We start from the raw sequence: 12,059 nt of genomic DNA, 5'->3' as shown, positions 1-12,059 counted from the left end.
GTTGGCAGCAGGAGGGCTTGCGCCCTCAGGCCGTGGGCAATTACATGCCCATGCCGCCCATACCACCCATGCCGCCCATGTCAGGCATGCCGCCGCCAGCGCCGGACTCTTCCTTCGGCGCTTCGGACACCATGCACTCGGTCGTGAGCATCAGGGATGCCACGGAGGCAGCGTTCTGCAGTGCAGTACGTGTCACCTTGGTGGGGTCCAGGATACCCATTTCGATCATGTCGCCGTAGGTGTCGTTGGCAGCGTTGAAGCCGTAGTTGCCCTTGCCGGCCAACACAGCGTTCACCACCACAGAGGCTTCGCCACCGGCGTTGTAGACGATCTCGCGCAGGGGCGCTTCGATGGCCTTCAGGACCAGCTTGATACCGGCTTCCTGGTCAGCGTTGTCACCCTTGATGGTGCCAGCCGCTTGCTTGGCGCGCAGCAGAGCCACGCCACCACCAGCCACAATGCCTTCTTCCACAGCAGCGCGGGTAGCGTGCAGGGCGTCTTCCACGCGGGCCTTCTTTTCCTTCATTTCGACTTCGGTAGCAGCGCCCACCTTGATCACGGCAACACCGCCGGCCAGCTTGGCCACGCGCTCTTGCAGCTTTTCACGGTCGTAGTCGCTCGTTGCTTCTTCGATCTGGATGCGCACTTGCTTCACGCGGGCTTCGATGTCGGCAGCAGCACCAGCACCGTCGATGATGATGGTGTTTTCCTTGCCCACTTCCACGCGCTTGGCGGAACCCAGGTCAGCCAAAGTCACTTTTTCCAGGGTCAGACCCACTTCTTCAGCGATGACCTTGCCGCCCGTCAGGATGGCGATGTCTTCCAGCATGGCCTTGCGGCGGTCGCCGAAGCCAGGAGCCTTGACTGCAACAACCTTCAGGATGCCGCGGATGGTGTTCACCACCAGAGTTGCCAGGGCTTCGCCTTCGACATCTTCAGCAATGATCAGCAGGGGACGGCCAGCCTTCGCCACTTGTTCCAGGGTGGGCAGCAGGTCACGGATGTTGCTGATCTTCTTGTCGAACAACAGCACGAAGGGGTTGTCCAGCAAAGCCGCTTGCTTTTCGGGGTTGTTGATGAAGTAGGGGGACAGGTAGCCGCGGTCGAATTGCATGCCTTCGACGACATCCAGTTCGTTTTGCAGGGATTTGCCGTCTTCCACGGTGATCACGCCTTCCTTGCCGACCTTGTCCATCGCGTTGGCGATGATTTCGCCAATGGAGGAATCAGAGTTGGCGGAAATGGAACCGACTTGGGCGATTTCCTTGGACGTGGTGGTGGGCTTGGAAGCCTTCTTCAGCTCTTCGATCAGGGCGGTCACAGCCTTGTCGATACCGCGCTTCAGGTCCATGGGGTTCATGCCAGCGGCCACGTACTTCATGCCTTCGCGCACGATGGCTTGGGCCAGCACGGTAGCGGTGGTGGTGCCGTCGCCCGCGTTGTCAGAGGTCTTGGAAGCGACTTCCTTGACCATCTGCGCACCCATGTTTTGCAGCTTGTCCTTCAGCTCGATTTCCTTGGCCACGGACACACCGTCCTTGGTCACGGTGGGGGCGCCGAAAGAACGCTCCAGCACCACGTTACGGCCCTTGGGGCCCAGGGTCACTTTGACCGCGTTGGCCAAAATGTTCACGCCTTCAACCATGCGTGCGCGGGCTTCGCCGCCGAAAATTACGTCTTTTGCTGCCATGTTAGGCTCCTAATAAAGGTTAAATAAACCGCCAGCCAGCGTGGATATTGCGCAGCCAGCTATTGATTTGATAGTGATTACTTGGACTCAACGACTGCGAACAGGTCGTCTTCCTTCATGACCAGCAGCTCGTCGCCGTCCACCTTGACGGTCTGGCCGGAGTACTTGCCGAACAGCACGCGGTCGCCGACCTTGACGGTCAAAGCCTTGGTTTCACCCTTGTCGTTGGTCTTGCCGGGGCCTACCGCCAGCACTTCGCCTTGGTCAGGCTTCTCGGCTGCGTTGTCGGGGATGTAGATGCCGGAGGCAGTCTTGGTTTCGCTTTCGACGCGTTTGACGATCACGCGGTCTGCCAAAGGACGCAGTTTCATGAGGAATCTCCTAGGTTTTGAAACAGAAAGGGAACAGGTGTCCATCCAGAGGTGGGCACACATGAACTTGTGGGATGGGTGCTGTTAGCACTCATCCTCAACGAGTGCTAATGATAAGGGCTTTTGGGGTGCTTTCAAGGGCACCAATGAAAACGCCATCCGAAGATGGCGTGGAATTTAGTGCGGGCCGCAGGGCCCGTGGGGGATCAGGCAGCGTGGTTTGCCAGTGCTTCGCGCTCCACCCGGTCCGCCATGGCGTACAGGTCTTGTGCAAAGCCGGGGTCCTTGGCGACGGCTGCGTCTGCCAGGCTGCGCAAGTAGGTCACTTCGTCCTGTGCCGTGGGCGCCTCGGTCTGCACCACCGTGCGTGTGGTCGCCGTGTTCCACAGCGCCGATGCCAGGTTCCGGGCCGACACTCCCAGTGCTTGCAAGGCTTCGCCGACGCTGGGGCGGGCGGTTTGCGCAAAGGGGCGGTTCTGCAGGGTCGTGGTGGTCATGGTGGCTTCTCCAGAAAGAACGATGTTGCACTGCAGTATAGGGTAAACCCTAGTTTCTTTCAATCGCGTGGAAAATTCCCCCTATTTCGGCGCGGGCACCATCGCCCAAGGCGTGGCCCGCCCTGCGCCGTGTGGCTGGTCGTGAGGCAGAATGAGTGGCCCGTGCGGTGTGCACGGGACGCAGACTGTCTTCACCGCCTACCTTCTGGGATTCACCATGCTGAAAAAGTTGCTTGCAATCGCCGTGGTTTCTGCAGCGGCGCTGCCCGCTGCATTTGCACAGGGCAGTTACCCTGCCAAACCCATTCGCATGGTGGTTCCATTCCCGCCGGGCGGGGGGACCGACATCCTGTCGCGCCTGGTGGCCAACAAGCTGACCGAGATGAACCACTGGACCGTGGTGCCCGACAACCGCGCGGGTGCCGGCGGCACCATCGGTATCAGCGAAATTGTCAAGGCGGCGCCCACGGGGTATGACATCGTGATGGGCCAGAAAGACAACCTGGTCGTGGCCCCCTGGCTGTATGGTAACCTGCCCTGGGACCCGACCAAGGACCTGATCGCGGTAGCCCATGTGGCCTACACCCCCGTGGTGATTGCGACCAGCACCGGTTCGCGCTTCAAGACCCTGGCCGATGTGGTGGCCGCGGCCAAGGCTGCGCCCGACGCCATCACCTATGGTTCGCCCGGCAATGGCACCACGATCCATCTGGCGGGTGATTTGTTTGAAAAGGCGGCCGGCATCAAGATTCGCCACATTCCGTACAAAGGCTCCAACCCCGCGCTGATGGACGCGTTGGCCGGCAATATTGACCTGCTGGTGTCCTCGGTGCCCTCGGCCATTGCGCAAATCAAGGCAGGCAAGCTGCGTCCCCTGGCGGTGACCTCGGCTGCGCGCAGCAGCTCGCTCCCCGATGTTCCCACCGTGGCCGAGTCGGGCTACAAAGACTTTGATGTCAGCACCTGGTACGGCGTCTTTGTGCCAGCGGGCACGCCCGCTGCGGTGGTTACCACGCTAAATACTGAGATCAACAAGCTACTGGCCAACCCGGAAGTCAAGTCCGCCATCCAGGCCCAGGGCGCAGAACCCCTTGCGATGAAAGCCGAACAGTTCTCCAGCCTGCTCAAGACTGACTATGCGAAGTGGAAGGTCATCGTCCAGGCATCGGGCGCCAAGATCGAATAAGGCGCCAGGCAGGCCTTACAGGTCCACTGCGGGGCGCATGGCGCCTGCCTTGACATAGCGCCAGTGCCCCAGATAGGCCGCCACCAGCAGCGCCGCGGCTCCCGCGGCGGCTACCAGCAGCAGCGGCTGGTGCCAGCTGCCGTCATAGGCGCCAAACATGCTGGCCTTGATGGCCCGCACCACCCAGGTCAGCGGCAACCAGGGGCTGATCTGGGCGAACAGCCCACCGCTCAGTTCGACCGGCAGCACACCGCCCGACGAAGACAGCTGCACCGCCAGCAGCACCATGGCCAGGGCCTTGCCCGCGTCGCCAAAGGCCTTGGTCAGCAGGAACACCAGCGCCAAAAATGTCACGGCGGCGATGCCCAGCGTGAGGGCGAAGGCCCCGGGCGTGAGCACCCGGATCTTCAGCACGTACAGCACCGTTACCCACACCAGGGCTGCCTGCAAGATCACAACGGCCATCGGCAGGACGAGCTTGCCCAGCAATTGGGCGGCACGGGCAAAGCGCTGTGCCTGGCGTGGCAGGGAGCGCACATGGATCAGGAAGGCCGCAATCCCGGCGCCCAGCCACAGCGATGCAGGGATGATGTTGGCCGCAAAGCCACTGCCACTGTTCTGGACCTGGGCCTCCACTTCCATCACGGGTTGTACCGAGTTCGCCAGACCCTCGGCACTGCCCTCGGGGGTGTCGATGGTGGCGGGCAGTGAGTTGGCCAGCAGGTCCAAGCCGCCGTTCAACGTCTGGGTGCCATTCTTGACCTTTTGCAGGCCCTCTGCCAGCGCATTGCTGCCGCTGGCCACGGCACTGGCGCCTGATCCCAGGTCGTCGAGCTGGCTGTCCTCGGGCAGCTTGGACACCGCCGTACGTATTCCCCCGGTAAGGGCACGCATGCCATTGGTCAGGGTGCCCACGCCCGCGCTCAGGCGGCTAGCCCCGTCGCTGAGCTTTTGCTGTGCTTCTGCCGCCGATTTCAGGCCATCGTCCAGTTGCGACAGGCCGCTGGACAACTGGCCAATGCTTTCCTTCACTTTGGTCGGCACCAGCATGCTGTTGTTCGCCTCGTCCTTGAAGCCATTCACGCCTTCCAGGATTTTCTGGTTTCCGTACTGGAGGGCCTCCATGCCTTGTCCCAGTTCGATATGGCCCTCCGCCAGGGCCTCAGCGCCACTTCTGAGCCGGTTCAGTTCGGAATTGGGTGGGCGCCGTGCATCCATGGTGCGCAGGCCGGCGCCCAGTTGCTTCATACCGCTGGTCAGCAGGCCCACGCCATCGCTCACGCGGTTGGCGCCGTTGGTCAGGGTCTTGGCGGCGGTGGCTGTCTGGGTCGTACCCGCGCTGAGTTCCTGGGCACCCACCTGCAACTGGTGCACCCCCGCGCGCAGCTGCGACACGCTGCGCTGCGAGCCTGCGGCGTTGGTCAGGACCAGCGCCCAGCGGCGTTCGTTGAGGCTCTCATTGACCTCGTGTCCGAGTTCGGTGGCGAATTGGCGCGCAATCGACGCGGTCTCGTAGTTATTGCCTTCCGACGTGTAGATCACCAGCTTGCCGCCACCAGGCTGTGCACCTGGAATAGCGTTGGAGCTGAAGTCGCGCGGAATGATCAGTGCGAACGCAAGCTTGCCCTGGCGCACACGCTGGCGAGCGGCTTCAGCATCGTGGTAATCCAGATAGCCGAACCGGCCCGAGTGTTTGAGCTTGGACACCACCTGCCAGCCCACGTTGAACACCTGGTCGCGGTATTCCACGCCATCGTCCAGGTTGACCAGCGCGACCGGCAGCGCCCCTGTGTTGGCGGAGGGGTCCCATACGCTGGACAGGTAGATTACCGCGTACAGCGCAGGCAGCAGAGCCACTGCCACAGTGGCCAGCATCAGCTTGGGGAAGCGCAAAAAGGCTTGCGCTTCGTTGCGGGCGACATAGGCAATCTGGTGGAAAAAATTCATCGCAGTTGCGGTAGGAGGTTGGGTGGCAACGACGGTGTTGCGGTCTGCGCCTTTGCAAACCATTGTCGCTCAGCCGCGGTGCCTATGTGGGCTGCCGCACCAAAGCAGTGTTACCAACCGGTTACCAAAAAAAACGCTCAGGAGCTGCCTTGCAGATAGCGTGCCACAAAGCGCCGGTCGGTCCAGTCTTTGAGCCAATTCCAGGGCCGACCCTGGGCGCTGTACGTGCCCCAACTGGCGACGGCCTGGTGCGCCCCGCCAAACATCAGCTGCAGCGCATGCGAAGCCTGGCGTGGCGTGTGCAAGTGCTTGCCCGTGGTGGCCGCGGGCAGGTTGTGCGCCAAGGCCAGACTGCTGTCGGTTACGGAAAACACCTGGGGGTGGCTGGTGCTGCGCTGGTAGGCGTCGGTGGCAATCTGGCCATGCGTATCCAGCGCCAGCGCGCTGCTGGCCAGCCAGGCCGGAGTTTGCCCTTCGATGGCCAGCAGGGGCACATCGCAGGCCAAGCGTGCGCCACAGCCCAGCTTGATTTCGTCAGCTTTCAGTCCCACTGCGGTGTCGTGCAGCACGGTGACACGCTGGGTTTTCATGGCAGCGATCAACCGCAGCTCGGTGGGGCTGGCCGGCGGTCCGTCGGCGGCCAGCGGGGGGGCCACCAGGGTCACGGCGCTGTCCGTCAGGCGCTGGCGCACGGCCAGCGCCAGTTCCATGGCCGCCGTGCCACCGCCCACTACGGCCACCCGCAGGGCGCGGGTCTGGCCCAGCTCGCAGACGCGGGGCCACAACGCAGCAAAGGTTTCCATGGGGTGTACAAACAAGCCGTGCTCGCGCGCGCCCGGAATGTCGCGTTCGATCTGCTCCCGGTTTTGCACCGGGCCGGTGTTCACCGATAGCCAGTCATAGTGTTGGCTGCTGCCGTCGTCGAGTTCCAGGGTTTGGGTCACCGCATTCAGCGCACGCACGGTACGGGGCAGCCAGCGGATGCCGGCGCGTCGCACCAGCGGTTCCAGCGGGATGGCGCATTCGTCCAGCGCGTAGCGGCCCGCCACAAAGCCGGGCAGCATTCCGGGGTAGATGCTGCGCGGGTAGGGCGCCACCAGAATGATGCGCATCTCGGCCAACGGCTTGGCGGCCAGGCTGGAGAGCAACTGCAAATTCGCCATGCCACCGCCCAGCAGCACCAGCTGCCGGGGCTGGTAGCCATGGGCGTCCCCCCCGTGGGCCGATTCGGCATGGTCTTTGAGATGCGCAGCCAGAGCGTTCATGGCGCTATTGTTTCATGAGTGGGCGGCCAATACCACCGGTGCCAGCGCATCGCTCTGGGCAGCAATATGGCCGATGGCGCAGGCCTGGGTGTAGCCCTGGGCCTGCAGCGCAGCCAGGCAGGCCTGGGCCTGCGCCGCAGGCACGCTGGCCAGCAGCCCCCCGGCGGTTTGTGGGTCAAACAACAGCGGGTAGCGCGGGTGGTGCACCCAGCGTTCCTGGTCGCGCAGGGCGCGGCGCAGCCGCACATTGGCGCTCTGCAAGGAGCTGACGATGCCCCGCGCCACACAGTCCTGCGCGCCGTCCAGCAGCGGCAGTTGATCGAGGTTCAGCTGCGCGTCCACGCCACTGGGCCGCGTCATTTCCACCAAGTGGCCCAAGAGGCCAAAGCCGGTGACATCGGTGCAGGCGGTGGCGCCATGCGCGCGCAGCGTGTGTGCCGCTTGCTGGTTGCTGTGTGCCATGTGGGTCAGTGCGGCCTGCACCCAGCGGCCCTTGGCCTGCAGTTGCGCGTGGGCGGCCATCAGCGTGCCTGTGCCCAGGGGTTTGGTCAGGATCAGCACGTCGCCGGCTTGCATGCCGCCCTTGCGCAGCACCGTGGGCAGGCTGCCGTCGGCCGCCACGTCCACCAAACCGTTCACCGCAAAACCCAGTGCCAGCTCGGCGCCTTCGCCGGTGTGGCCACCCACCAGTGTGCAACCCGCGGCGTTCAGCACCTCTACCGCGCCCGTCATCATCTGGCGCAGCGTGGCCTCCACCTGGCGCTCCAGGCCGGGCGGCACGGTGGCCACCGCGGTGGCGGTGTGGGGCCTAGCCCCCATGGCAAACAGGTCGCCCAGCGCGTGGTTGGCGGCAATCTTGCCAAACAGATAGGGATCGTCCACAAAGGCACGAAAGAAGTCGACGCTATGTACCAAAGCCTGGCCCGGCGGCACGCGCATTACGGCCGCATCGTCGGGGGCGTGCAGGCCAATCAGCACGTCTGCATTCGCCACGGGCTGCAAACCGCTGAGCGCTTGTGACAGCACCGTGGCCCCCACCTTGGCCCCGCAACCGCCGCAGCGCATGGCGATGGCCGAGATGGCTTGTTGCGATTCTTCGGCACTCAGTGGCAGGGCCTGCGCAGGTGCGGCGGCCATGCCGGGGCGCGGCTGATAGTCGTTGAAGCGGCGCATAAAGCGCTCGTCGATTTGGTCCTTCCAGCGCCAAACCCATCTCCCGGCAAAGCCCAGCGCGCCACGTGAGGCCACGGCGTACCGGTCACCCGTGCTGATGAGCGCCAGCCAGCGGCGTTGCGGATGGTAGGGCTGCAGCGGCATGCCCTGCACGGCACGCGCCAGGTTTTTGGCCAGTGGCATGCCCATGCGCACCGCAAACACGCCGGCTTTTTCCAGCGGTTGCGGCAGGCTGGCCACGTCGCCCGCGGCAAACACCCGCGGGTCCGTGGGGGACTGCAGGCAGTCGGTGACCTGCACAAAGTCCTTGGCGTCGAGTGCCAGGCCGGTGCCGCGTAGCCAGGCGGCACCTGTGGCGCGCGTGACCCAAACCACTTCGTCGGCGTCATACCACGCACCGTCGGCGGTGCGCAGGCGGCCCGTCTGCACCTCGGCCACGGCCGCATGTGCGTGCACCTGCACACCGCGCTGCGCCAGCACCTGGGCAAAGCGCCGCTGCACGCCTGGGTTGTGTGTGGGCAGCAGGCCCTCTGCACTGAAGATATGAAACTTCAGCGCGTCGGGGTTGCGGCCCAGGGTCTGCATTTCATGGCGCAGCCGGTATTGCAGCGCCAGGCACAGCTCCACGCCGCCGGCCCCGCCGCCCACCACGGCGAGGGTGGTGCATCCCGCGTGGTCACGCACGCGGGCCAGCAGCGCCAGCCAGCGCTGGTTGAACCGGGTGATGGGCTTGACAGGCACCACGTGCGCGGTGGCCCCCGGCACAGTCTGCGTTTGCGGGGTGGAGCCGGTGTTGATAGACACGACGTCGTAGGCCATGTCGGGGCGCCCGCGCAGCTGCACGCAGCGGGCGTCTCGGTCCAGCCCGGTGACCTCGGCCTGGATGAAGCGCGCACCCACGGCGGTGCACAGGCGGCTGAGGTCGATGTGTACCTCGTCATAGCTGTAGTGGCCTGCGATGTAGCCCGGCAGCATGCCCGAGTAGGGCGTGTGCGCGTCGGTGCAGATGAGGGTGATGCGCACGCCCGGCAGCGGGTGCATGCCAAAGTGGCGCAGCACACCCACATGGCTGTGGCCGCCGCCCACCAAAACGATGTCGCGGCTGATCGGGGTAGTCGGCGCTTGCACCTAGCCGCGCCTCCAGTCGTGGAAGCGGCGCACCCAGTCCAGCAGGCGCTCGGGCTGGTGGGCGCGCTTCCATGCGCCGGCCGCGTACTTGTTGGCCTCGGAAAAGGTGGGGTAGGTGTGGATGGTGCCCAGAATCTTGTTGAGCCCCAGACCATGCTTCATGGCCAGCACGTACTCGGCCAGCAGCTCAGCCGCGTGGCTGCCCACAATGGTCACGCCCAGAATCGTGTCCTTGCCCGGCACGGTCAGCACCTTCACCCAGCCCTGTGCTTTGCCGTCGCAAATCGCGCGGTCCAGGTCATCGAGGTTGTATCGGGTGACCTCGCAGGCCAGGCCCTGGGCGGCGGCGTCCTGTTCGTTCAGGCCCACGCTGGCCACCTCGGGGGCGATGAAGGTGGCGCGGGGGATGACGCGGTAGTCGGCTTTGAACAGCTTGAAATCGCCAAACAGCGCGTTCACCGCTGCGTACCAGGCCTGGTGCGACGCGGTGTGGGTGAACTGGAAGGGCCCGGCCACGTCGCCCGCGGCATAGATGTTGGGGTACACGGTTTGCAGGTACTCGTTGGTTTGCACCGTCTTGTCGGTGGGGATGTCCAATTCCTCCAGGCCATAGCCGCTCAGGCGTGCGCTGCGGCCCACGGCGCACAGCAGCTCGTCAAACGCGATGCGCAGTTCCACGCCGTTGTGCTCCACCACCAGTACCTTCTCGCCCTCCGCCCATTCGCAGCGCAGCGCCCGGTGGCCGGTCAGCACCCGCACGCCGTCGGCCTCCAGGGCCTGGGTGGCCAGCGCGGCCACGTCGTCGTCTTCACGCAGCAGCAGGCGCGGGGCCATTTCCACCTGGGTGACCTGCGCGCCCAGACGCGCAAAGGCCTGTGCCAGCTCGCAGCCTATGGGGCCGCCGCCCAGCACCACCAGGCGGCGAGGAATCTCGTCCAACAGGGCAAAGCGCTCCCACAGCGTGTCGCTGGTCACATAGCCCACGTCTTCCAGACCGGGCAGCGGCGGCACCACGGGCCGGGCGCCTGCCGCGATGACGATGCTGCGCGTGGTCAGTGTCTGTGTGCTGCCGTCGTTCAGCGCAATCTCCACCGTCCACGGGCTGGCAATACTGGCATACCCCTGCAACACCTCCACGCCCAGCGCGGTGTAGCGCTCCACGCTGTCGTGCGGCGCAATGGCGGCAATCACGGTCTGGATGCGTTGCATCACAGCTTTAAATGAAAACGGTGCCTGGCCCCCGTCACCATTGCGCGAAGCGCTATGTAAACCATAGCGCTCTGCGTGGCGGATCTGGTGGGCCAGGTTGGCGCTTTTGATCAAGGCCTTGCTCGGCACGCAGCCAAAGTTCAGGCAGTCGCCGCCCATCTGCTGCGCTTCCACCAGCGTGACCTTGGCCTTGACAGCGGCCGCAATATAGGCCGACACCAGGCCGCCTGCGCCCCCGCCGATGACGATGAGGTTGCGGTCAAACGTCTTGGGTCGCACGGCGTTCCAGCGCGCGTACACCTTGCGCTTCTGGAAGGCGTTCATCACGGCTTTTGCGCCCAGGGGAAACAGGCCCAGCAGCACAAACGCACCGAGGATGCCGGGGCTGGCCACGTCGCGCAGTGACTGGATGCTGGCCAGCTGCGTGCCCGCATTCACATAGACCGCGGTGCCCGCCAGCATGCCCAGCTGGCTGACCCAGTAAAACGTCCAGGTGCGCAGCGTGGTCAGCCCCATGAGCAGGTTGATCACAAAAAACGGCACCACGGGGATGAGGCGCAGGCTGAACAGGTAGAGCGCACCATCCTGCGCAATGCCCCGGTTCACCTCGGTCAGGCGCTGGCCCAGGCGCGCCTGCACGGCGTCGCGCAGCACAAAGCGCGCGGCTAGAAACGACAGCGTGGCACCGATGCTGGAGGCAAACGACACCAGCAGCAGGCCCCAACCCAGGCCAAACACACCGCCTCCGGCCAGCGTGAGCACCGCCGCACCGGGTAGCGACAGTGAAGCCACCGCCACGTACACCGCAAAGTAGGCCGCGCGTGCGCCCCAGCGGTGCTGGGCATGGAAGTCTTCCAGTGCCGCGTGGCTTTGCTGCAGGGCGTCCAGGCTCAGGTATTGCCCCAGGCCCAGCGCAAAGAAGGCCGCCACCAGGCCCACAAAGCCCAGCAACAACACCCATTGGCTGCGCTTCACTGAAACGCTTCCCAGCCCCACCAGATGCGGGTGACGATGGTGGCCGCGCACAAGCCGGCAAAGATCCAGGCCAGCATGGCAAAGTGGGTGGGCCACAGGCACATGGCCACAAAGAAGGCCAGCGTTTCGGTGGCTTCCGTCAGTCCGCCCAGAAAGTAGAACGACTTGTCAGGGGTGGACAGGTCCTGGATGCCCCGCTTGGCAGCCAGTGCCGCAAACGCCAGAAAGCTGGAGCCGGTGCCAATGAAGCTTGCCAGCAGCGCGGCCGCAGCCAATGCGTTTTCCACCGGGTTGGCCACGGCAAAGCCCAGCGGGATGCTGGCGTAGAACAGGAAATCCAGTGTGATGTCCAGAAAGCCCCCGGCGTCGGTGGCCTGGGTCTGGCGTGCTATGGCGCCATCCAGGCCATCACACAATCTGGAAGCCAAGATGGCTATAGCCCCCATGGAATAAGCGCCATTAGCTATCAAAACTGCAGCAAGCATGCCAATGCCAAACCCCAGCAGCGTGACGGTGTTGGCTCCCACACCGGCACGCACGAGCACGCGCGCCACTGCCTGCAGCGGCGGGCGAACCAGGGTGGTGAGGTAGCGGTCCAGCATGGGAAGTGGGGTGCAG

The 12,059-nt window shown here is 64.6% G+C and carries 9 protein-coding genes; 1 reads left to right on the top strand and 8 read right to left on the bottom strand.

Annotation, left to right across the window (positions count from 1 at the left end; genetic code table 11):
* Window positions 1–40: 40 nt before the first annotated feature.
* The 3 genes from groL to AC07OE_RS17570 all read right to left on the bottom strand — a co-directional run bounded on the left by groL (window position 41) and on the right by AC07OE_RS17570 (window position 2,558).
* Entirely contained in the window at window positions 41–1,690 is a 1,650-nt protein-coding gene (gene groL, locus AC07OE_RS17580) for a chaperonin GroEL (protein WP_495071863.1), read from the bottom strand.
* A 77-nt stretch (window positions 1,691–1,767) separates the two neighbouring features.
* The gene (gene groES / locus AC07OE_RS17575; RefSeq protein WP_094477374.1) at window positions 1,768–2,061 is read right to left on the bottom strand and encodes a co-chaperone GroES; all 294 of its coding nucleotides are present in this window, start codon (window positions 2,059–2,061) and stop codon (window positions 1,768–1,770) included.
* 206 nt (window positions 2,062–2,267) lie between these two features.
* Window positions 2,268–2,558: a hypothetical protein gene (locus AC07OE_RS17570; protein ID WP_495071862.1), complete on the bottom strand. Its 291-nt coding sequence runs from the start codon at window positions 2,556–2,558 to the stop codon at window positions 2,268–2,270.
* A gap of 217 nt (window positions 2,559–2,775) precedes the next feature.
* On the opposite strand from AC07OE_RS17570, the gene AC07OE_RS17565 reads away from it, so the two are divergent.
* Window positions 2,776–3,744 carry a Bug family tripartite tricarboxylate transporter substrate binding protein gene (locus tag AC07OE_RS17565; protein ID WP_495071861.1) on the top strand — a complete coding sequence of 323 codons (969 nt, stop codon included), beginning with the start codon at window positions 2,776–2,778 and terminating at the stop codon, window positions 3,742–3,744.
* Window positions 3,745–3,759: 15 nt separating this feature from the next.
* Here AC07OE_RS17565 and AC07OE_RS17560 read toward each other — a convergent pair whose 3' ends face one another.
* The 5 genes from AC07OE_RS17560 to AC07OE_RS17540 all read right to left on the bottom strand — a co-directional run bounded on the left by AC07OE_RS17560 (window position 3,760) and on the right by AC07OE_RS17540 (window position 12,043).
* Complete coding sequence (locus AC07OE_RS17560; RefSeq protein ID WP_495071860.1) at window positions 3,760–5,691, bottom strand: YhgE/Pip family protein; 1,932 nt, start codon at window positions 5,689–5,691, stop codon at window positions 3,760–3,762.
* A 137-nt stretch (window positions 5,692–5,828) separates the two neighbouring features.
* Window positions 5,829–6,956 (bottom strand): FAD-dependent oxidoreductase, encoded by a 1,128-nt coding sequence (locus AC07OE_RS17555; protein WP_495071859.1) that lies wholly within the window; start codon window positions 6,954–6,956, stop codon window positions 5,829–5,831.
* A 12-nt stretch (window positions 6,957–6,968) separates the two neighbouring features.
* Complete coding sequence (gene selD, locus AC07OE_RS17550; RefSeq protein WP_495071858.1) at window positions 6,969–9,257, bottom strand: selenide, water dikinase SelD; 2,289 nt, start codon at window positions 9,255–9,257, stop codon at window positions 6,969–6,971.
* Entirely contained in the window at window positions 9,258–11,441 is a 2,184-nt protein-coding gene (locus AC07OE_RS17545) for a dihydrolipoyl dehydrogenase family protein (RefSeq protein ID WP_495071857.1), read from the bottom strand.
* Complete coding sequence (locus AC07OE_RS17540; RefSeq protein WP_495071856.1) at window positions 11,438–12,043, bottom strand: CDP-alcohol phosphatidyltransferase family protein; 606 nt, start codon at window positions 12,041–12,043, stop codon at window positions 11,438–11,440. The genes AC07OE_RS17545 and AC07OE_RS17540 overlap by 4 nt, the downstream gene beginning before the upstream one ends.
* Window positions 12,044–12,059 lie beyond the last annotated feature (16 nt).

Source organism: Rhodoferax sp. GW821-FHT09E07 (genome assembly GCF_059416145.1).
Note: the sequence above shows the minus strand (reverse complement) of the source record. Positions and strands in the feature narration are given on the sequence as shown.

What these genes read in the sequence shown, in the direction of transcription:
- groL (WP_495071863.1), bottom strand. Translation starts at nt 1,690, where the DNA reads ATGGCAGCAAAAGACGTAATTTTCGGCGGCGAAGCCCGCGCACGCATG.
- groES (WP_094477374.1), bottom strand. Translation starts at nt 2,061, where the DNA reads ATGAAACTGCGTCCTTTGGCAGACCGCGTGATCGTCAAACGCGTCGAA.
- AC07OE_RS17570 (WP_495071862.1), bottom strand. Translation starts at nt 2,558, where the DNA reads ATGACCACCACGACCCTGCAGAACCGCCCCTTTGCGCAAACCGCCCGC.
- AC07OE_RS17565 (WP_495071861.1), top strand. Translation starts at nt 2,776, where the DNA reads ATGCTGAAAAAGTTGCTTGCAATCGCCGTGGTTTCTGCAGCGGCGCTG.
- AC07OE_RS17560 (WP_495071860.1), bottom strand. Translation starts at nt 5,691, where the DNA reads ATGAATTTTTTCCACCAGATTGCCTATGTCGCCCGCAACGAAGCGCAA.
- AC07OE_RS17555 (WP_495071859.1), bottom strand. Translation starts at nt 6,956, where the DNA reads ATGAACGCTCTGGCTGCGCATCTCAAAGACCATGCCGAATCGGCCCAC.
- AC07OE_RS17540 (WP_495071856.1), bottom strand. Translation starts at nt 12,043, where the DNA reads ATGCTGGACCGCTACCTCACCACCCTGGTTCGCCCGCCGCTGCAGGCA.